Below are 21,204 nucleotides of genomic sequence, written 5' to 3' on the forward strand. Positions count from 1 at the left end.
CCCACCCACTCGACCCCCACGTACCCGCACCCCACCCCGCCCCGCCGCACCCCCACCCCCACCCCCACTCGTGCCACCCTGGAACCCATGCCCGAAGGAGACACCGTCTGGCAAGCCGCGAGGCGGCTGCACACCGCCCTCGCGGGCAAGGTGCTGACCCGCTCCGATCTACGGGTGCCCAAGTACGCCACCGCCGACCTCACCGGCCGCACCGTCCTGGACGTCACCCCGCGCGGCAAGCACCTCCTCACCCGGATCGAGGGCGGCCTGACCCTGCACTCGCATCTGCGGATGGACGGCTCCTGGAAGGTGTACGCGAACGGCCGGCGCTGGAGCGGCGGCCCCGCCCACCAGATCCGGGCCATCCTCGGCACCGCGGACCGCACGGCCGTCGGCTACCGGCTCCCCGTCCTGGAGTTGCTCCGCACCACGGACGAGGACCGCGCCGTCGGCCACCTCGGCCCCGACCTCCTCGGCCCGGACTGGAACCCCGACAGCGCCTTGGATAACCTCCTCCAAGACCCCGCCCGCCCCCTCGGCGAGGCCCTCCTCGACCAGCGCAACCTCGCCGGGATCGGCAATGTCTACAAGAGCGAGCTGTGCTTCCTCCTCAAGGTCACCCCCTGGCTGCCCGTCGGTGAGCTTCCCGCCGATCGCGCCACCCTGCTCCCGGCCCTGGCCAAGAAGCTCCTGGAGACCAACCGCGACCGCCCGACCCGCATCACCACCGGCCGCCGCGACCAGAACCTCTTCGTGTACGGCCGCGCGCCCCGCCCCTGTCTGCGCTGCGGCACCTCGATCCGCCGGGGCGACCAGGGCGACGGCTCCCGAGAGCGCCCCACGTACTGGTGCCCGGCGTGCCAGACGGGCCCGACTCCGCCCCCGGGCCGTATCCCGCCCTCCGAGCGCCGGCCCCTCCCGTAACTCTCCCCGCCGTACAACTCCTCGCCCTGCAACTCCTCGCCGTACGACTAATTGACGACCCGTCAGAAACCCTCGTACCGTCCCTACATGCCCGTCAAGGCGTACGACCTCACCGGACGCACCGCATTCGTCACCGGCGCCGCCAGCGGGATCGGCCGCGCGTCAGCCGTCCTGCTGGCGGAGGCGGGGGCCGCCGTCCACTGCGCGGACCGGGACCCGCAGGGCCTGCACGAGACGGCGACTCTCATCAAGGCCCAGGGCGGTACGGCCCACACACATCCGCTCGACGTCAGCGACCGTGCGCAGCTCCGGCAGGCCGTCGCGTCCTGCGAACGGCTCGACGTCATGGCGGCGGTCGCCGGGATCATGCACAGCAGCCCGGTCCTGGAGACCCGCGACGAGGACCTCGACCGCGTGCTGGGAGTCAACTTCAAGGGCGTGCTGTACGCCTGCCAGGAGGCCGCCCGCCTCATGATCGCGAAGAGCGTCCGCGGGAGCATCATCACGATGGCGTCCGGCGCCATCGACACCGGCGGCCCCGGCCTGCTCTGCTACGGCGCGTCGAAGGCGGCCGTCGTGCAGCTGACGAAGACCCTGGCGACCGAGATCGGCCCGCACGGCATCCGTGTCAATGCGGTCGCGCCCGGCTGGACACGTACACCGATGACCGACCGTCACGGGGACGCCCAGGCACGCACCGAAGCGGTCATGGCCCGGCTGTCGCCGCTCGGCCGGGTCGGCGAACCCGAGGACATCGCCCACGCCGTGCTGCATCTGGCCTCCGACGCCTCGGCGTTCACGACGGGGCAGATCCTGCGCCCGAACGGCGGCGTAGCGATGCCTTGGTAGCCCCAGCAGCACCCCCACGCCGCCCCCAGCAACCCAGCAGCACCCCCACACCGCCACCCCCGGACATCCGCCCTGCGGCATCTCCCCCCTGCACCCGCCCCCTCTAAAAGCTCAGCCCCCTCCCGCGCCGAGCCCCAGGCACCACGCGTCCCCAAACGCGCCGTACCCGTCCCCCACCCCCTCCACCACCGAGCGCCCCGCCCCTACGAAGCCCCCGGCTCGCGCCCCCCACGCGCCCCACGCCGTAGCCACCCCTCCCGCCGCCCGTGCGCCCCGGCGCAAACGACCCCCGCCTTCGGCACGCAGTGCACCGGCAGCAGGCTCAACCCCCACCCCCCGGCCGCGACCGCCCCTTCCAGCGCCCCGGCGTCGGGCGCCAGCGCGAGCCGGAGGACGCCCCACCACCACAGCGCACCGAGCCCCAGCGCTGCCCCCCAGCGCGCTATCCGCCCTGCCATGGTGTCCACCTCCAGCCCGAAGCTAGACCCGCGCTCTCACCCACCGGCAGGGCGCACCAACGGCACAGAGGCGCACCCAAGGCACATCCGAAGCCGGCCATGGCGCCCCGCGGCCACCACCGTGAGCCGCCCGCCTCCGGGCGTCACCCGTTCTCCGCCTGGAACATCCAGTGATGCTTCTCGAGGTCGGCGGTGATCTGGATGAAGATGTCCTGACTCACCGGATCGGCTTCGCCCGTCGCATCCACCCGCACCCGCATCCGGCTGATCACCGCGCTCAGCGCGTCCACGAGCTCCCCCACGGCGTCGGTGTCCTTGATCCAGCCCTCGGGCGTCACGCCGATACCGCTGGTGGTGGCCACGGTCGCGGCCCGTCCGTCGGGCGGGACTCCGAGTGTCGCGGCGCGCTCCGCCACCGTGTCGGAGTGCAGCCGCGCGGTGTCCACGACCTCGTCGAGCTGGAGGTGGATGGAGCGGAAACGCGGTCCGACCACGTTCCAGTGGACCTGCTTCGCCACCAAGGAGAGATCCACCAGGTCGACCAGCGCTCCCTGGAGGGCGCCGGACACGGTCCTAAGATCCGCGTCGGACAACGGGCTCTTCACGACGTACATCGGGATTCTCCGATCCACTCGGCCTCATCAACAACAACGGCCTCATCCATCACGATCTCATCAACCATGGCATATACGCACAATTCGGGTCACCTGGAGCGAGTGGACCCGGAGACAGCGAAAGCCCCGGCCGAAACCGCTCCAGGCTTCCCCTGGAGCAGCCCCGGCCGGGGCTTTCACAAGCGTGCTCAGCTCATGAGCGTGAACTCGTGAGCGTCAGGCGGCGACGACGTCGACCGCCTCGGCTGGCGCCTTGATGGTGACCCGTTCCGGTGGTACGCCGGTGACCGATACGGAATTCAGCATCGGACGGCGCACCGGTGTGGGCACCGGCTCGGTGGCCGCTGCAGACTGGGCCAGCTCGGCGAGAGCGAGCTCGTCGCTCACTTCCCGCATGAGCTCGGACATCCGTACGTCCAGCGCGTCGCAGATGGCGGAGAGCAGCTCGGAGGATGCCTCCTTCTGCCCCCGCTCCACCTCGGAGAGATAGCCGAGTGAAACTCGGGCGGACGAGGAGACTTCGCGCAGAGTACGGCCCTGGCGCTGGCGCTGCCGACGCAGCACGTCACCAAGCAGGCGACGGAGCAGAATCATCGGTGGCTCCCTCCTCGGACCGCGTAGCCGCATCCTTCACGCCCCACCGTACCGCCTTGCGCCGCGGCCGTGCGGGGAGCGATGTCGTGTTCACTCAGGGCTGCAAACATCAAAACCCCCCGTTCTGTTCCGTATCCTGTGCCCGCTCATTCCCGGTCTGTTCGCCCGCCAGCTCCTTCAGGAGCAGTGCGAGTACGCTCCGTACACTCTCCATACGGATTTCCGCCCGGTCGCCGTTCAACCGCAGCGGTATCACTTTCCCGCCGCCAGCAGTACGAAAAGATGCTCGGGACGGCCCGTCGACGGCCACGAAAACCGTCCCGACCGGCTGCCCGTCCTGGGGTTCGGGTCCCGCGACACCAGTGGTCGCGATCCCCCAGTCCGCGCCCAGCGCCTTGCGCACCCCGGCCGCCATCTGGGCCGCGACCTGCGGATCCACCGCACCACGCTCGGCCAACAGAGTGGCGTCGACACCCAGCAGTTCGCGCTTGAGTTCGGTGGCATACGCCGTCACGGAGCCCCGGAAGGCCTGGGAGGCCCCGGGCGTCGCGGTGATCTCCGCCGCCACCAGACCACCGGTCAGCGACTCGGCGACGGCGAGCGTCTCGCCCCTCACCTTGAGTAGTCGCAGCACTTCGGCGGCCGCAGAACTCACCGTTCTGCCTCCTCGACCGCCGCCTGCCGCTCGGCGATCCCGCTCCTGCGCAGCACAATGGCCTGTCTCACGTAGTCGAGTCCGGTGACGACGGTCAGGACGACCGCCACGGCCATCACCCAGAACCTCAGGGTGGCCAGCGGCCCCGTCAGCGCCAGGACGTACATCCCGACCGCGGTTCCCTGTGCGAGGGTCTTCAGCTTGCCGCCGCGGCTGGCCGGAATGACCCCGTAGCGGATCACCAGGAAGCGCATCAGGGTGATCCCGAGCTCGCGCCCGAGGATCACTCCCGTCACCCACCACGGCAGATCACCGAGGTAGGACAGGCAGACCAGCGCCGCACCCATGATCGCCTTGTCGGCGATGGGGTCGGCGATCTTCCCGAAGTCGGTGACCAGGTCGTACGTACGCGCCAGGTGCCCGTCGAAGATGTCGGTGATCATGGCGACGGCGAAGGCCGCCCACGCCCAGGCACGCCACGCGGGGTCGTACCCGCCGTCGGCCAGCATCAGCGCCACGAAACCCGGCACCAGGACGAGCCGGATCATGGTCAGGATGTTCGCGATGTTCCAGAGGCTGGCCTGATTGACGGCCACAGCGCCCAGCTTCCCGCCCCGCGCCGGCTTGGAGCCCCCGGGAACGCCGGGAGCGCCCGCCGCGCCGTTCGCGCTGGGGGAGCCGCCCGCCGCGGACGCCGGGGCTCCGGTCATCTGGCCGCCTCCTCAGTACACGGGAGCGAGCCCAGGAGCGGCTCGGCCACCAGGTCGACACCTTCCGTACCGACCACCTTGGCCTCGACGATACGGCCCACCGTCAGACCTTCGCCGCTTGTGAACTGCACCTGCCCGTCGGTCTCGGGCGCCTGGTGCGCGGCACGGCCGACCGCACCCCACTCCTCCCCGTCGGCGGAGCCGACCGACTCGACGAGCACGTGGAGGGTCTCACCGACGCGCTCCTCGGCGCGCTGCGCGACCAGCTCCTCGGCGAGCCGGGACACGCGCGCGAGGCGCTCGTCGACCACGTCCTGGTCGAGCTTGTTCTCGTACGTCGCCGCTTCCGTGCCGTCCTCGTCGGAGTAGCCGAAGACGCCGATGGCGTCGAGGCGTGCACCCGTGAGGAAGCGCTCCAGCTCCGCGAGGTCGGCCTCGGTCTCGCCGGGGAAGCCCACGATGAAGTTGGACCGCACGCCGGCCTGCGGGGCCTTGGAGCGGATGGTGTCGAGCAGCTCCAGGAAGCGGTCCGTGTCGCCGAAGCGTCGCATCGCGCGCAGCACGTCGGGGGCGGAGTGCTGGAAGGACAGGTCGAAGTAGGGCGCGATGTTCGGCGTGGAGGTCAGCACGTCGATGAGCCCGGGGCGCATCTCGGCGGGCTGGAGGTAGCTCACGCGCACGCGCTCGATGCCGTCGATCTCGGCGAGCTCGGGCAGCATGGTCTCCAGGAGGCGGATGTCGCCCAGGTCCTTGCCGTACGAGGTGTTGTTCTCGGAGACCAGCATGATCTCCTTGACGCCCTGCTCGGCCAGCCAGCGGGTCTCGTTCAGTACGTCGCTGGGGCGGCGCGAGATGAAGGAGCCGCGGAAGGACGGGATGGCGCAGAAGGAGCAGCGCCGGTCGCAGCCGGAGGCGAGCTTCACCGAGGCCACCGGGGAGCCGTCCAGGCGGCGACGCAGAGGCGCACGCGGGCCGGAGACCGGGGCGACGCCCTCCGGGAGGTCCGAGGGCGCGCCGTGGCCGGGAAGGGCCACCTCCTCGCCCGCGCTCTGCCGCTCGGCGGGGCTGATCGGCAGCAGCTTGCGCCGGTCACGGGGGGTGTGGGAGGCGTGGATGCCGCCGTTCAGGATGGTCTGGAGGCGGTCCGAGATGTCCGCGTAGTCATCGAAGCCGAGCACGCCGTCGGCCTCGGGGAGGGCCTCGGCGAGCTCCTTGCCGTACCGCTCGGCCATGCAGCCCACCGCCACGACGGCCTGGGTTCTGCCATGCCCCTTGAGGTCATTGGCTTCCAGGAGGGCGTCGACGGAGTCCTTCTTGGCGGCTTCGACGAAGCCACAGGTGTTGACGACGGCGACGTCCGCTTCTTCGGCGTCCTCCACGAGTTGCCAGCCGTCCGCCTCCAAGCGGCCTGCGAGCTCCTCCGAGTCCACCTCGTTACGGGCGCAGCCAAGGGTGACGAGTGCGACGGTACGGCGTTCAGGCATGGGCTCAAGACTACTTTGTCTCACTGACAGCCCACGTCGACGGGGTTGGCCGATCTTGGCCAACCCCGTACCCGCCTGTGCGGTGCGCCCTTGGTGCGCCCGTTTCGTGAGCCCTTTGTGCGACCCTCACGGCCGTCCGAAGTCATCCGACGACGGGGTCGCCCTTCGTGTACGTCAGTCGCTCGACCTGGCCGGGCTGGAACTGGTCGTCGATCTTCTTGCCGTTCACGTACAGCTTGATGGCGCCCGCGTCGCCGAGAACCAGGTCGATCTTCGTCTTGTCCTGGAAGGTCTTGGACTCGCCCTGCTTGAGCAGACCGTCGAAGAGGAGCCGACCGTTGTGGTCCTTGGCGGAGATCCAGCTGCGCCCGTCGGGGGCGCTCACCTGGACGGTCACCTTGTCCTGCGGGGCCGCCGCGATGGCGCTGTCGGTGGGCTCGGGCTTCGGGTCGGCGGGCTTGCTGATCTTGGGACTGGCCGAGGTGGTGGACGTACTGGCGGTCGGTGTGGAGCCCTCGGCGACCGACGACTTCGCGTCGCTCCCACCGCTGCCCTTGACCACGGTGAACCCGACGAAGCCGATCACGGCGACGATCGCCGCGACCATGGCGGCGGTCCAGTTCGGCCCGCGGCGCTCGGGACGGATCCGTTCCGCCTCGAACATCGGGGCGGCGGGGGTGGGCGCGGGTCGCCCGCCGTGTTCGGCGTCGTAGCGGGCGAGCAGCGGGGCCGGATCGATGTGCACGGCCCGGGCCAGCGTCCGGATGTGGCCGCGCGCGTACACGTCACCGCCGCAGGGGGCGAAGTCGTCCTGCTCGATCGCTTGCACGATGGCGATACGGACCCGGGTGGCGTTGCTGACGTCGTCAACGGTCAGTCCTGCCTCGATGCGAGCCTGCCGCAGGGAACGACCGACCGAGAGGCCTTCTTCGCGATATTCGTCGAACGGGCGCTCGTCTTCGGGGGAGTTGCCGTCAGGGAAGTTGCCGATGGACACGGGGGCGCCTTTCGAGCGTGTAGCCACCTGTGCTGGAGGTTCAGTTTAGGGGGGGTATGAAAGGGTGGGGCAACCGGGCGGTGGGACTTTGTACGCCATCAGAATGGCCGGTCACCCTGATGTTGGGACAGGGACCTGTCCCCTCGCTCAACTTGACGTACGACGAAGGGAAACGGTTGCCCGTCTTTCCCTTACGGGTGAGTCACGTTCGAATATCCACATGTCACGGAGCGAACCGTCCGCGCCATGACCGAGCCACCGAGATCTCACCCGTACGGTGACCGACCTGTCCTGTTTTCCTCCGCCAAAAGCTCTACGCTTCAGCTTCCCCACGAATCACGGCGAGCACTCCATCCAGCTCGTCGGCCTTCACGAGAACATCACGCGCCTTGGAGCCCTCGCTGGGCCCGACGATGCCGCGGGACTCCATGAGGTCCATCAGCCGCCCGGCCTTGGCGAAGCCGACCCGCAGCTTGCGCTGGAGCATCGAGGTGGACCCGAACTGCGAGGTGACGACCAGTTCGGCGGCGGCGCACAGCAGGTCGAGGTCGTCACCGATGTCCTCGTCGATCTCCTTCTTCTGCTTGGTGCCCACGGTGACGTCGTCCCGGAAGACCGGCGCCATCTGGTCCTTGCAGTGCTGCACGATGGCCGCGACCTCGTCCTCGGTGACGAAGGCACCCTGCATACGGGTGGGCTTGTTGGCCCCCATCGGCAGGAAGAGCCCGTCGCCCTTGCCGATCAGCTTTTCGGCACCCGGCTGGTCGAGGATGACGCGCGAGTCCGCCAGCGACGACGTGGCGAAGGCGAGTCTGGACGGCACGTTCGCCTTGATCAGACCGGTGACGACGTCCACGGACGGCCGCTGGGTGGCGAGCACCAGGTGGATGCCGGCCGCACGCGCGAGCTGCGTGATGCGCACGATCGCGTCCTCGACGTCGCGCGGGGCGACCATCATCAGGTCGGCGAGCTCGTCGACGATCACCAGCAGATACGGGTACGGCGTCAGCTCGCGCTCGCTGCCCTCGGGCAGCTTCACCTTGCCGTTCCTGATGGCCTCGTTGAAGTCGTCGATGTGCCGGTAGCCGAACGCCGCGAGGTCGTCGTAGCGCAGATCCATCTCCCGTACGACCCACTGCAGCGCCTCGGCGGCCCGCTTCGGGTTGGTGATGATCGGCGTGATCAGGTGCGGGATGCCCTCGTACGCCGTCAACTCGACCCGCTTGGGGTCGACGAGGACCATCCGGACGTCCTCGGGGGTCGCCCGGACCATGACGGACGTAATCAGGCAGTTAATGCACGAGGACTTACCGGAACCGGTGGCTCCGGCGACGAGCACGTGCGGCATCTTCGCCAGGTTGGCCATCACATAGCCGCCCTCGACGTCCTTGCCGAGCGCGACCAGCATCGGGTGGTCGTCCTCGGCCGCGTCCGCGAGGCGCAGCACGTCCCCGAGGTTGACCATCTCGCGGTCGGTGTTGGGGATCTCGATGCCGACCGCCGACTTGCCGGGGATCGGACTGATGATCCGCACGTCGGGGCTTGCGACGGCGTACGCGATGTTCTTGGTGAGCGCCGTGATCCGCTCGACCTTCACGGCGGGGCCGAGCTCGACCTCGTAGCGCGTGACCGTCGGACCACGCGTGAAGCCGGTGACTGCGGCGTCGACCTTGAACTCCATGAAGACGTTCTGGAGCGAGGCGACCACCGCGTCATTGGCGGCGCTGCGCGTCTTGCCGGGCCCGCCACGCTCCAGGAGGTCGAGCGACGGCAAGGAGTAGGTGATGTCGCCGGACAACTGGAGCTGCTCCGCGCGCGGGGGCAGGTCGCGGGGCGCGTCGGGCGCGGACTTGGTGAGGTCGGGCACGACGGACTCGACGGACAGGGCCTCCTGCTTGGGCCGCTTGGCGCCCGGGACGGCCTTGGCGCGCGCGGCCGGCACCGGGGTCGTCTCCTCGTAGCCGTCACGCTCCGCCGTGACGCCCTGCGTCAGATCGGCGACCAGCGGGGAGGGCGGCATCCCGTGCAGCACGGCGCCGTCGAGCGCGGCGGCGGCGGCCGCGGCGACGTCCACCGCGTCCATGGGCCGGCTCATGTCGGGCTGTTGGACACCGGGCCGCCGGGGACGGCCGCGGCGCCTGGTGAGCGCCTCCTCCTCGGCGCTCTCCGCGTCGTGTCCCTCAGGGGCGCGTGAACGCCGCCGGGAGCGGGCGGGAAGCGCCTCACGCCACTGCTCGTCGTAGCGCTCGTCGTCCTCGCCGTAGGCGTCCTCGTCGGGATCGGCCTGGACGACGCCCAGCTTCTGCCCGAGCAGCCGCAGCCGCTGCGGGATCGCGTTGACGGGGGTCGCCGTGACGACCAGCAGGCCGAAGATCGTGAGCAGCACGAGCAGCGGCACCGCGAGGACGTCGCCCATCATGTACGTCAGCGGCGTCGACGCCGCCCAGCCGATGAGCCCGCCCGCGTCCCTTATCGCCTGCATGCCGTCGCTGCGCGCGGGCGCCCCGCAGGCGATGTGGACCTGGCCGAGCACGCCGATGACGAGCGCGGACAGGCCGATCACGATGCGCCCGTTGGCCTCCGGCCTCTCGGGATGCAGGATGAAGCGGGCGGCGATGACCGCGAGCAGTACCGGCACCAGCAGGTCGAGGCGGCCGAAGGCACCCGTCACCAGCATCTCGACGAGGTCACCGACGGGACCGTGCAGGTTGGACCACGTGCCCGCCGCGACGATCAGCGCGATCCCGATCAGCAGCAGCGCGAGCCCGTCCTTGCGATGCGCCGGGTCGAGCCCCTTCGCGCCCCGACCTATGCCGCGGAACATCGCGCCGACGGCGTGCGCGAGGCCCAGCCACACGGCGCGTACGAGCTTGTACACGCCCGCGGTGGGGTTGGGCGCCGACGCGGGTGGGGCCTTCTTCGCCGCGACCTTCTTGGCGGGCGCCTTCTTGGTGGCTGCCTTTTTCGCGGGGGCCTTCTTCGCCGCAGCCTTCGTCGGAGCGGCCGCCTTCTTCGCGGGCGGCTTCTTGGCTGCGGACTGACGTGAGGCCATGAGTGTGAGGTTACCGGTGGAGACGACAGCGGACACGTGTGCCTACTGCTTCACCCGTTCGTGTCGCCCGCACCAGGGACCAGAACTGACGCGCGCTCACCGCGAACGACGGCCTCCTCGGAGGTCAGTTCTGCGACGGCACCGACGGTGCGCCGCTTCCCGTGCCCGGCTCGAGCGCGTCCAGCGCCCGGCGCAGTCCCGTGAGTTTGCGTTCGAGATGGGCCGCGGTCGCCACCGCCGCCGCGTCCGCCGAGTCGTCGTCGAGCTGTTTGGACAGCGCCTCGGCCTGCTCCTCAACGGCCGCGAGCCGCGCGGAGAGTTCGGCGAGGAGACCGGCCGGCTCCTTGGCCGAGCCGAGCGCCGTCTTGCCGCCGCCCTCCAGCTGCAGCCGCAGCAGCGCTGCCTGCTCGCGCAGTTGGCAGTTCTTCATGTAGAGCTCGACGAAGACCGAGACCTTCGCGCGCAGCACCCATGGGTCGAACGGCTTGGAGATGTAATCCACCGCACCCGCCGCGTACCCCCGGAAGGTGTGGTGCGGGCCGTGGTTGATCGCCGTGAGGAAGATGATCGGGATGTCCCGAGTCCGTTCACGCCGCTTGATGTGCGCCGCGGTTTCGAAACCGTCCATTCCAGGCATCTGGACGTCCAGCAGAATGACCGCGAAGTCGTCGGTCAGTAGCGCTTTGAGCGCTTCCTCTCCGGACGATGCCCGTACCAGTGTCTGATCGAGCGCGGAGAGGATCGCCTCCAGCGCCAGCAGATTCTCCGGCCGGTCATCGACCAGAAGGATCTTGGCCTTCTGCACCATGGCCCGCCCTCCTCGCCCCGGCAGTGCACCGGGCGCCGCCCCAGAGGACGACTCCCTTGCGTCGCCCGTCCTTGTGCCGGTCATGGTAGCCGCACCCCGCCTGTCGCCACACCCTGTCACCGCGATGTCACTGTGCACGTAGCAGAAACGTAGCGGGAGACCAGAAGGTTCCCCGAATCCCGCACTTCTACACGGCTTCGGCCACCGTCAGTTATACGACGTCGGGCGCCCCGCGCCGCCGACTCGGCACGCACAGCCCGGCTTCCCGGCCGCCCGCACCACCCGGCGACACCCATCCCGCTCACTCCTCGCGCATCCACTGCTCCATCACGGAGAGCAGATGGTCGGGATCGACCGGCTTGGTGACGTAGTCGGACGCGCCGGACTCGATGGCCTTCTCCCGGTCGCCCTTCATCGCCTTGGCCGTGAGCGCGATGATCGGCAGCCCGGCGAACTGCGGCATCCGGCGAATCGCCGTCGTCGTGGCGTAGCCGTCCATCTCGGGCATCATGATGTCCATCAGGACGACCGTCACGTCGTCGTGCTGCTCCAGCACCTCGATACCCTCACGGCCGTTCTCGGCGTACAGCACCGACAGGCCGTGCTGCTCCAGGACGCTGGTGAGCGCGAACACGTTGCGGATGTCGTCGTCGACGATCAGTACCTTCTCGCCCTCGAACCGGATGCCTCGGCGCGGCTGCGGCGCCGCCTCCTGCTGACCCCCACTCGCCCACTGCTCCTGAGAGGCACCGGCGGCCCCGTTCAGCCCCGGCAGCCCCGGGCGCTGCTCGGTCACGGGCAGCGCCCTGCGGCGCCGCCTGAAGAGCGCGGCGGGCCCGTTCTGCGTGTCCTGGTACGACTTCACCTCGGCCGGCGTCTCGATGTCGACCCCGGACAGCTCCGCCTCCGAGGCAAGCAGCTCCCCGGCCTCCAGAGCGGGCGCGAGCTGCCCGTAGCCCTGCGGGGGCAATTCGCTCGGGTGCAGCGGCAAATACAGCGTGAACGTCGAACCGCGTCCTGGCTCGCTCTGGGCGTGGATCTCACCGCCGAGCAGACGCGCGATCTCCCGCGAGATGGACAGCCCCAGACCCGTACCGCCGTACTTCCTGCTCGTCGTACCGTCCGCCTGCTTGAAGGCCTCGAAAATCACCCGCATCTTGCTGGCGGCGATCCCGATGCCGGTGTCGGTCACCGAGAACGCGATCAGACCGGCGTCCGCGTCCCGCAGCGAACCCGTCTCCAGGAGCTGCTCCCGGATCGCCACCGGGACATCCGCGCCGGCGGGCCTGATCACCAACTCGACCGCTCCGGAGTCGGTGAACTTCACCGCGTTGGAGAGCAGGTTGCGCAGCACCTGAAGGAGGCGCTGCTCGTCGGTGTGCAGCGTGGCGGGCAGTTCCGGCGACACCCGGACGGAGAAGTCGAGGCCCTTCTCCGCGGTCAGCGGACGGAAAGTGGCCTCTACGTAGTCCACGAGTTGGACCAGCGCGATGCGGGTCGGCGAGACGTCCATCTTGCCCGCCTCGACCTTCGACAGATCGAGGATGTCGTTGATCAGCTGGAGCAGGTCGGAACCCGCACCGTGGATCGTTTCCGCGAACTCGACCTGCTTGGGAGTCAGGTTCGACTCGGCGTTGTCGGCGAGCAACTTCGCGAGGATCAGCAGGGAGTTGAGCGGCGTCCGCAGCTCGTGCGACATGTTCGCCAGGAACTCGCTCTTGTAGCGCATGGAGACCGCGAGCTGCTCGGCACGCTCCTCCAGGACCTGCCGCGCCTCCTCGATCTCGGTGTTCTTGACCTCGATGTCGCGGTTCTGCTGGGCGAGCTGTTCGGCCTTCTCCTCCAGCTGGGCGTTGGAGTCCTGGAGGGCCTTCTGCCGGTTCTCCAACTCGGCTGACCGCTCCTGGAGTTGCTCGGTCAGCTCCTGCGACTGCTTCAGCAGCACCTCCGTCTTGGTGTTGACGGAGATGGTGTTGACGCTCGTCGCGATCATCTCGGCGATCTGGTTCAGGAAGTCCTTCTGGATCTGCGTGAACGGCGTGAAGGACGCCAGCTCGATCACGCCCAGCACGGTCCCCTCGAAGAGCACCGGAAGAACGATCACCTGCGCCGGGGGCGCCTCGCCGAGCCCGGACGAGATCTTCAGATAACCGCTCGGCGCGTTCTCCACCAGGATCGTGCGCTTCTCCTGCGCCGCCGTCCCGATCAGCGCCTCACCGGGCCGGAACGACGTCGGCATGGAGCCCATCGAGTAGCCGTACGAGCCGAGCATGCGCAGCTCGTACGCGTCCTCGTCGTTGCCCGCCTCCTTGCCGTCGACCAGCGGCATGGAGAGGAAGAACGCGCCGTGCTGGGCGGAGACCACCGGCGTCAGCTCACTCATGATCAGCGAGGCCACGTCGTCGAGGTCGCGGCGCCCCTGCATCAGCGCGGAGATACGGGCGAGGTTGCCCTTGAGCCAGTCCTGCTCCTTGTTGGCGATGGTGGTGTCGCGCAGGTTGGCGATCATCTTGTTGATGTAGTCCTGAAGTTCCTGGATCTCGCCCGAGGCGTCCACGTCGATCTTCAGGTTCAGGTCGCCGCGGGTCACCGCGGTCGCCACGCGCGCGATGGCACGCACCTGCCGGGTCAGGTTCCCGGCCATCTCGTTCACCGACTCGGTGAGGTCGCGCCAGGTGCCGTCGACGTCACGTACGCGTGCCTGGCCGCCCAGTTGCCCCTCGGTACCCACCTCGCGGGCGACTCGGGTGACCTCCTCGGCGAAGGACGACAGCTGGTCGACCATCGTGTTGATGGTGGTCTTCAGCTCCAGGATCTCGCCGCGCGCGTCGATGTCGATCTTCTTGGTGAGGTCGCCCTTGGCGATGGCCGTGGTGACCATCGCGATGTTGCGCACCTGACCGGTCAGGTTGGACGCCATCCCGTTCACGGACTCGGTGAGGTCCTTCCACGTACCGGCCACACCCGGGACGTGCGCCTGCCCGCCGAGGATGCCGTCCGTGCCCACCTCGCGGGCCACCTTGGTGACCTGGTCGGCGAACGAACTCAGCGTCTTCACCATGGTGTTGAAGGTGTCGGCGAGCTGCGCGACCTCGCCGCGCGCCTCGATCGTCACCGTACGGGTCAGATCGCCGTTGGCGACGGCCGCGGCGACCTGGGAGATGTTGCGCACCTGCATGGTCAGGTTGTTGGCCATCAGGTTGACGTTGTCGGTGAGGTCCTTCCAGATGCCCGTGACGCCCGACGCGTGCGCCTGGCCGCCCAGGATGCCCTCGGTGCCCACCTCGCGGGCCACTCGAGTCACCTGCTCGGCGAAGGACGACAGCTGGTCCACCATCGTGTTCACGGTGGTGACGAGTTCGAGGATCTCGCCCTTGGCGTCGACGGTGATCTTCTTCGACAGGTCGCCCATGGCGACCGCCGTCGTGACCTCGGCGATGTTACGGACCTGGATGGTCAGGTTGTTCGCCATGAAGTTCACGGACTGCGTGAGGTCCTTCCAGGTGCCGGAGACACCCTGCACCTCGGCCTGACCGCCGAGCATGCCCTCCGTGCCCACCTCACGGGCCACCCGCGTCACCTGCTCGGCGAAGTTCGAGAGCTGGTCCACCATCGTGTTGAGGGTGTTCTTCAGCTCCAGGATCTCGCCGCGCGCGTCCACGTCGATCTTCTGCGACAGGTCACCCCGCGCCACCGCGGTCGCGACCTGCGCGATGTTGCGCACCTGGGCGGTGAGGTTGCCCGCCATGCCGTTCACGGAGTCCGTCAGGTCGCGCCACACACCGGCGACGCCGGGCACCTGCGCCTGACCGCCGAGCCGGCCCTCCGTACCCACCTCGCGGGCCACCCGCGTCACCTGGTCCGCGAAGGCGGAGAGCTGGTCGACCATCGTGTTGATGGTGTTCTTCAGCTCCAGGATCTCGCCGCGCGCGTCCACGTCGATCTTCTGCGACAGGTCACCCCGCGCCACCGCCGTGGTGACCTGGGCGATCTGCCGTACCTGCGAGGTCAGGTTCCCCGCCATGAAGTTGACGGAGTCGGTGAGTTCCTTCCACGTACCGGACACGCCGTCCACGCGGGCCTGACCGCCGAGGCGGCCCTCCGTGCCCACGTCCCGGGCCATCCGCGTCACCTGGTCGGCGAACGAGGACAGCTGGTCCACCATCGTGTTCACGGTGTTCTTCAGCTGGAGCATCTCTCCGGAGACGTCGACCGTCACCTTCTGCGACAGATCACCGTTCGCGACCGCCGTCGTCACCTGCGCGATGTTGCGGACCTGACCCGTCAGGTTCCGGAACGCCGTGTTGACGGAGTCGGTGAGGTCCTTCCACGTACCGGCCACACCCGGCACCTGCGCCTGGCCGCCCAGTTCACCCTCGACACCGACCTCGCGCGCCACGCGCGTGACCTCGACACCGAACGACGACAGCTGGTCGACCATCGTGTTGACGGTGTTCTTCAGCTCCAGCATCTCGCCGGCCACGTCGACGGTGACCTTCTGCGACAGATCACCGTTGGCGACCGCCGTCGTCACCGCGGCGATGTCCCGCACCTGGGTCGTGAGGTTGCGGAACACCGTGTTGACGGAGTCCGTCAGGTCCTTCCACGTCCCCGCCGCGCCCGGCACGTTCGCCTGCCCGCCCAGCCGCCCCTCGCCACCGACCTCGTTGGCCACACGCGTGACCTCGTCCGCGAACGTCCGCAGCGTCTCGGTCATCTGGTTGATCGTCTCGGCGAGCTGCGCGACCTCGCCGCGTGCGGAAACGGTCACCTTCTGCGACAGGTCACCGCTCGCGACCGCCGTCGTCACCTGCGCGATCCCGCGCACCTGGGCCGTGAGGTTGCCGGCCATCAGGTTCACCGAATCGGTGAGGTCCTTCCACACACCGGCCACACCGGGCACCTGCGCCTGGCCGCCGAGCTCGCCCTCGGTGCCCACCTCGCGGGCGACGCGCGTCACCTCGGAGGAGAACGAGGACAACTGATCCACCATCGTGTTGACGGTGTTCTTCAGCTCCAGCATCTCGCCGGCCACATGAACCGTGACCTTCCGGGACAAGTCGCCCTTCGCGACCGCCGTCGTCACGAGAGCGATGTCACGTACCTGAGCCGTCAGCCGGTACGCCATGGTGTTGACCGAATCCGTGAGGTCCTTCCACGAACCGGACATTCCGCGCACCCGGGCCTGCCCGCCCAGCTTGCCCTCGGTGCCCACCTCACTGGCCACCCGCGTGACCTCGTCGGTGAACGTCGACAGCTGGTCAACCAGGTTGTTGACCGTCCGTCCGACCTTCAGGAACTCCCCGCGCAGCGGATGCCCGTTGCCGTCCGCCGCCTGCGCCCGCAGCTCCATACGCGGCGACAGATCGCCCTCCGCCACCGCGGACAGCACCCGGCCGACCTCGGAGACCGGTCGTACGAGGTCGTCGACGAGCGCGTTCGACGCGTCGATCGCGGCACCCCAGGAACCCTCGCAGGCGCCCGACTCCAGCCGCTCCGTGAGCTTTCCCTCACGCCCGACCACCCGCCGCACCCGCGACAGCTCACCCGTCAGATGCAGATTCCGGTCCGCCACCTCGTTGAAGACAGCCGCGATCTCCGACATCACGCCATCACCGGAGACCGTGAGGCGCTTGCGGAAATTGCCGTCCCGCATCGACACCAGGGCCGTCAGCAGCCTGTTCAGGGCAGCCGTATCCACCTCGGTGGTGCCATTGCGTGGTGTGCGCCGGTTGTTCAGGGACTGTCCGTCTTCCGCGCGCGTCTTACCGCCCCGCGTCGCTGCGCCAGACTCCACTGTGTCCCTCCCGCAAGGGTCGACCATTACTGCTCGGCGTACTCGGGTACTGCTTGCTCGGGTACTACTGCTCGTGCTCAGGTACTACTTGCTCGGCGAACCGGCAGGCTCTCAGCCTGTCCGACCTTCTCACTGGAGCTTGCCCAGTGTTTCACCCCGGCTGAACCAGGCCATAACAGTTCGGCAGCTTCGCACATCGTCCGCACACCGCCCGGAGGCGGGCACAGCCTCGTCAGGACGGAAACACAGGCACCTGTCCGAACGGAAACTCTGCCCCTCTCCCGACGGAAACACTGGTGACCGGCATCCGCATGGACGGCGAAGGTAAGTAACCTTGCATGCGGCTGTCCAGCCACACCGGTTTGTCCGGCCTGGGCGGTGGCACAAGAACGAGCGGGCAGGCATCGGAGGGGCACCGCACCATGACCACCGGACTGCATCCTGGGGGACAGCCCCAGGATCCTCGGCCGACGGGGAACCAGGCACTGCCCCGGCAGGAGCGGGTCGACCACGGGGCCCTCCACGCCGACAACCGGACAAGGAGTGCTGTGATCACCGCGCGCGCGGCCGCCAGTTTCGATCCCGTCGGGCGATCGGTCGCGACCGCCAGATCCTTCGTCCGCGACACCCTCCAGGGTTGGGGCTTCGCCGACATCGTCGACGACGCGGTGGTCCTGACCAGCGAACTCGTCACCAATGCTGTTGTGCATGCGGGCACCTCCGCGGACGTTCTGTGTCTGCGCAGCGACGAAGGCGTACGCATCGAGGTGGCAGACCGCTACCCGGAACGTGAAATTCCACTCCAGGCGACGGCTGTGAACATGGGCAGCCCCGACCGCGAAGGCGGACGCGGACTCCAGTTGTGCGCCGCCCTGGCCGGCCGCTGGGGCGTCGACTACTCCCCCACGCACAAGCAGGTCTGGTTCCACCTCGACCTCCCCGATCGCCCGGTCGGCACCCGCACCGCGGGCCCCTCCCTCCCCGCCGACCTCCTTCCGCTCGCCGACGGCCGCGTCCGCGTCGCGGTGATCCAGATCGACCGTGTCGGCGCCATCTCCGCCTGGAACGAGGACGCGGAGGACCTCTTCGGGTACGCCGCCGAACAGGTCATCGGCAAGCCCCTCACCGACCTCGCCGCCTGGCCGCACACCCCGGGCACCAGCACCGGCATCGTCGAGGCCCTCCAACTCTCGCGCTGGGAGGGCACCTACGGACTCCGGGGCGCCAGCGGCCGCGTGATCCCGGTCTACGCCTCCCACCTCCGCGTACGCGACACGGGCGGCGAACCCTCCACGGTCTGCCTCCTCGTACGGGACCACGAACGCGCCGTCCTGCAGACCCCGTTGCGGGCGTCGGCCACCGACACGACGACCAGCTCCGAGGGCCAGGCCACGGACCCCTTCGAGGTCTTCATCGGCTCCCCCGCCCCGGACGACCTGGACGGCCTCCTCCAGCGCACGGTGGAGCGCGCCCGCGACATGCTCGACGGCGACTCCGCGTTCCTGCTCCTCGCGACCGACGACGAGACGGAGTTGGAGGTACGAGCCTCGACGGGCCTGCCCTCCGCCCGCCAGCGCTTCGCCCGCGTCCCCGTCGAGGCGGGCCCCGGCCGCTACGGCTCGGCCCGCATGCCCGCCGTCCACGAGGACCTGACGGTCGTCCCCGGCGCCGTACCGCTGCTGGCCGGCACCGGCATGCGCTCGGTCGTCACGGTTCCGTTGAAGGTCGAGGGCCGCCTCACCGGCTCCCTCGGTGTCGCGGCCGAGGGGCCCTCCCGCTACTCCAACGAGGAGGCCCTGCGCCTCCAGTTCGCCGCCGACCGCATCGCGCTCGCGGTGGAATCGGCCCGCCTGGGCGAGCTGGAACGCCTGCGCCGCGGCTCGCTGAGCTTCCTCGTCGAGGCCTCCGACCTGCTCGCCGGCACCCTGGACCGCGACCAGACCCTCGCCCTCATGGCCCAGATGACGGTCCCGACCCTCGCCACCTGGTGCGCGGTCTACACGATCGCCGACCAGGCCTCGGACCCATACCTCTCGTACGTCCTGCACGAGGACGAGGAACGCATCGACGGTCTCAAGGCCCTGCTCTCGAAGATCGCCCCACCGGACCCGGTCCCCACCCCCGGCGCCCGCGTCTGGGCGGCCCCGGGCGAGGCGGCCCACCAGGCGGCTCTGCGCACCTCCATGCGCAGCCTGGGCCTCGGCGCGCCCGCCTCCGTCGCCTCCGGCATCGGTACGACCCTGGCGACCGCCGCGGCGGTCGGCGGCGAGACCGTCGTCCTGCCCCTGGTGGCCCGCAACCGCGTCATCGGCATGCTCACGCTCGGCAAGCCCTCCGACGAACACTTCCGCCAGGAAATCCTGGAACTGGCCGAGGACCTGTCCCGCAGGGCCGCCCTGGCCCTCGACAACGCCCGCCTGTACTCGGAGCGCACGGCCATCAGTCAGTCCCTCCAGCGCAGCCTCCTGCCGCCCGACCTCCCGCACATCGACGGCGTCGAGGTCGAGGTCATCTACCGCGCGGCCGGCGAGGGCAACGAGGTCGGCGGCGACTTCTACGACCTCTTCCCGATCCGTGACGGCGTCTACGGCTTCGCCATCGGCGACGTCTGCGGTACGGGCCCGGAGGCGGCGGCGGTCACGGGCCTCGCCCGGCACGCCCTGCGCCTCCTGGCCCGCGAGGGCTTCGGCGGCCCGGCGGTCCTGGAACGCCTGAACTCAGCGATCCTGGACGAGGGCGCCCGCAGCCGCTTCCTGACCCTGCTGTACGGCGAGTTGTGGCCCCAGGAGGACGGCAGCGCCATGCTGAAGGTGGTCTGCGCGGGCCACCCGCTCCCGCTCCGCCTGCGCCAGGACGGCACCGTGGAGGCGGCCGCCGAACCGCAGCCGCTCCTCGGTGTCATGGAGGACCTGGAGCTGTACGAGCAGACCATCACCCTCGACCCGGGCGACGTGCTGCTGTGTGTGACGGACGGTGTCACTGAACGCCGTGAGGGCACCCGCATGTTGGGCGACGACGGCCTCACGGACGTCCTCACCACGTGTACGGGCCTCACGGCGGGAGCGGTGGCCGCCCGCATCATGCGCGCGGTCGAGCGCTTCGCCTCCGACGCCCCGTCCGACGACATGGCGATTCTGGCTATGCGGGTGCCGGGTCTTCACCGGGACTGAGGTCGGAGCTCGACTCCGGGACATGAGAAAGGCCCCCGCCCGTGAGGGCGGAGGCCTTTTCTGCTGGAGCCCCCCAACGGAATCGAACCGTTGACCTTCTCCTTACCATGGAGACGCTCTGCCGACTGAGCTAGGGGGGCCGGTCGCCCTTTCGAGGTTTCCCTCGCGGCAACGAAATAGATCATACCCCGAACAGCGGCGTGCTCCCAACCAGTCCCGACGGATCAGAAGGCGGGCTGCAGCAATCCGCCGAGCGCATTGCACGCGGAGACGATCCGCTGCATCTCCCGCTTCGTCAACGACGCGTCCACGGGCAGCGCGAGGGTCTCGTCGGCGGCCCGCTCCGTCTCCGGGAGGTGCACGCCCCGACGGAACCCGGGCAGCCGGTGCACGGGCGTCTTCACCGGCACCCGGCATTCAACTCCCTTGGCCCGTACGGCCCGTGCGAAGGCGTCCCGGTCCGGCCGACCATTGCCGGGCACGCGCACGATGTACTGCTGGTACGTGTGTCCGTCGCCGCCGTCCGGCGTGCGCACTCCGCTCAGCCGCCCGTCGAGATAGGCGGCCCGCTCCCTGCGCTGCGCGATCTCGTCGTACGGCGCCTCGGACTCGCCCAGTTCCAGCACCAGAAGCCCGTGCCGCTGCCCGACGTCCCGCAGCCGCACCATGTCGGCCGACCGACCGAAGCGGTGTACGACGACGACAGCGGTCGACCGCGGGGTCACGGCCTCCTCGACGGCGCCGGCGTCAAGGCAGTACGTCACCGGGTCTATGTCGGCGAAGACGGCCGACGCACCGACCTGGGTCACGGCCTCCGCGACCTCGACGTTCCCGAACGCCGGCACGATGACCTCGTCGCCGACTCCGACGCCCGCGGCCCTGAGCATTGCAGCTGTACCCATGCCGCGGATGCTTGTCGCGCAAAGTGAACGCAAAGTGTCGGACAACAAAAAAGAGCTGGTCCCCGAACCGAAGTTCGGGGACCAGCTCTTTTAATATGAGTTCGGCGGCGTCCTACTCTCCCACAGGGTCCCCCCTGCAGTACCATCGGCGCTGTGAGGCTTAGCTTCCGGGTTCGGAATGTAACCGGGC

At 69.4% G+C, this 21,204-nt stretch carries 13 protein-coding genes, 1 tRNA gene and 1 rRNA gene; 3 read left to right on the forward strand and 12 right to left on the reverse strand.

The genetic code is table 11. From position 1 onward, the window contains the following. Positions 1-87 precede the first annotated feature (87 nt). Entirely contained in the window at positions 88-924 is an 837-nt protein-coding gene (locus ACZ7M3_RS45200) for a DNA-formamidopyrimidine glycosylase family protein (RefSeq protein WP_472071672.1), read from the forward strand. Between the two features lie 87 nt (positions 925-1,011). Further along, positions 1,012-1,773 carry an SDR family NAD(P)-dependent oxidoreductase gene (locus ACZ7M3_RS45205; protein WP_095852267.1) on the forward strand — a complete coding sequence of 254 codons (762 nt, stop codon included), beginning with the start codon at positions 1,012-1,014 and terminating at the stop codon, positions 1,771-1,773. A 601-nt stretch (positions 1,774-2,374) separates the two neighbouring features. On the opposite strand, the gene ACZ7M3_RS45210 is transcribed toward ACZ7M3_RS45205, so the two are convergent. The 9 genes from ACZ7M3_RS45210 to ACZ7M3_RS45250 form a co-directional block, all read right to left on the reverse strand. After that, a complete protein-coding gene (locus tag ACZ7M3_RS45210) occupies positions 2,375-2,845 on the reverse strand; it encodes a Dps family protein (protein WP_351312148.1) in 471 nt (156 codons plus the stop codon). 216 nt (positions 2,846-3,061) lie between these two features. Then, on the reverse strand, positions 3,062-3,439 hold the full coding sequence (locus tag ACZ7M3_RS45215; RefSeq protein ID WP_054228608.1) for a helix-turn-helix domain-containing protein: 378 nt from the start codon (positions 3,437-3,439) through the stop codon (positions 3,062-3,064). 109 nt (positions 3,440-3,548) lie between these two features. Beyond that, the gene (locus tag ACZ7M3_RS45220) at positions 3,549-4,094 is read right to left on the reverse strand and encodes a CinA family protein (protein ID WP_472071674.1); all 546 of its coding nucleotides are present in this window, start codon (positions 4,092-4,094) and stop codon (positions 3,549-3,551) included. Further along, entirely contained in the window at positions 4,091-4,804 is a 714-nt protein-coding gene (pgsA, locus tag ACZ7M3_RS45225) for a CDP-diacylglycerol--glycerol-3-phosphate 3-phosphatidyltransferase (protein WP_472071676.1), read from the reverse strand. The genes ACZ7M3_RS45220 and pgsA overlap by 4 nt, the downstream gene beginning before the upstream one ends. Next, on the reverse strand, positions 4,801-6,288 hold the full coding sequence (gene rimO, locus ACZ7M3_RS45230) for a 30S ribosomal protein S12 methylthiotransferase RimO (RefSeq protein ID WP_452969113.1): 1,488 nt from the start codon (positions 6,286-6,288) through the stop codon (positions 4,801-4,803). The genes pgsA and rimO overlap by 4 nt, the downstream gene beginning before the upstream one ends. 142 nt (positions 6,289-6,430) lie before the next feature. Then, positions 6,431-7,285: a helix-turn-helix domain-containing protein gene (locus ACZ7M3_RS45235; RefSeq protein WP_355623678.1), complete on the reverse strand. Its 855-nt coding sequence runs from the start codon at positions 7,283-7,285 to the stop codon at positions 6,431-6,433. A 313-nt stretch (positions 7,286-7,598) separates the two neighbouring features. Beyond that, complete coding sequence (locus tag ACZ7M3_RS45240) at positions 7,599-10,337, reverse strand: DNA translocase FtsK (protein WP_472071678.1); 2,739 nt, start codon at positions 10,335-10,337, stop codon at positions 7,599-7,601. Positions 10,338-10,461: 124 nt separating this feature from the next. Next, positions 10,462-11,145 (reverse strand): response regulator, encoded by a 684-nt coding sequence (locus tag ACZ7M3_RS45245; RefSeq protein WP_054228614.1) that lies wholly within the window; start codon positions 11,143-11,145, stop codon positions 10,462-10,464. 301 nt (positions 11,146-11,446) lie between these two features. Continuing rightward, positions 11,447-16,942 (reverse strand): HAMP domain-containing protein, encoded by a 5,496-nt coding sequence (locus tag ACZ7M3_RS45250; protein ID WP_472071679.1) that lies wholly within the window; start codon positions 16,940-16,942, stop codon positions 11,447-11,449. Between the two features lie 422 nt (positions 16,943-17,364). On the opposite strand from ACZ7M3_RS45250, the gene ACZ7M3_RS45255 reads away from it, so the two are divergent. Beyond that, entirely contained in the window at positions 17,365-20,112 is a 2,748-nt protein-coding gene (locus tag ACZ7M3_RS45255; RefSeq protein WP_472071681.1) for a SpoIIE family protein phosphatase, read from the forward strand. A gap of 64 nt (positions 20,113-20,176) precedes the next feature. Here ACZ7M3_RS45255 and ACZ7M3_RS45260 read toward each other — a convergent pair. The 3 genes from ACZ7M3_RS45260 to rrf all read right to left on the reverse strand — a co-directional run. Then, a tRNA-Thr gene (locus ACZ7M3_RS45260) sits at positions 20,177-20,252 on the reverse strand. An 84-nt stretch (positions 20,253-20,336) separates the two neighbouring features. Further along, positions 20,337-20,999 carry a DegT/DnrJ/EryC1/StrS family aminotransferase gene (locus ACZ7M3_RS45265; RefSeq protein ID WP_472071693.1) on the reverse strand — a complete coding sequence of 221 codons (663 nt, stop codon included), beginning with the start codon at positions 20,997-20,999 and terminating at the stop codon, positions 20,337-20,339. Positions 21,000-21,113: 114 nt separating this feature from the next. Further along, positions 21,114-21,204: ribosomal RNA gene (gene rrf / locus ACZ7M3_RS45270) — 5S ribosomal RNA — on the reverse strand; the annotation flags it as partial.

The organism is Streptomyces sp. NPDC111656, assembly GCF_055656965.1.